At 72.0% G+C, this 239-nt stretch carries 1 protein-coding gene; it reads right to left on the minus strand.

Annotated features, from left to right (window positions below):
* Positions 1 to 234: PHP domain-containing protein (locus tag SB660_RS23570; protein ID WP_410585009.1), on the minus strand; the 234-nt coding region annotated here is incomplete at its 3' end.
* Positions 235 to 239: the final 5 nt, after the last annotated feature.

The raw sequence follows: 239 nt of genomic DNA on the forward strand, positions 1-239 counted from the left end.
GCCGGTGGCGCGCGAGGCTTCGAGGCCGCGGACGATGCCGGCCAGCGAGCATTCGTCGGTGATCGCCAGGGCCTCGTAGCCGCACTGGCGCGCGCGCAGGAACAGGTCTTCGGCGCTGGCCGCGCCGCGCAGCAACGAGAAGTCCGACAGGCAGTGCAGTTCCGCATACGCCGGTTGGACGTCGGAGATCAGCACCGCGTCGTTCGCGGCCTGCAGGTCGAGCCGGCGCGCCATGTCCC

It is taken from the genome of Bacillus sp. SIMBA_005, assembly GCF_046535585.1.
Classification (GTDB): domain Bacteria; phylum Bacillota; class Bacilli; order Bacillales; family Bacillaceae; genus Bacillus; species Bacillus pumilus.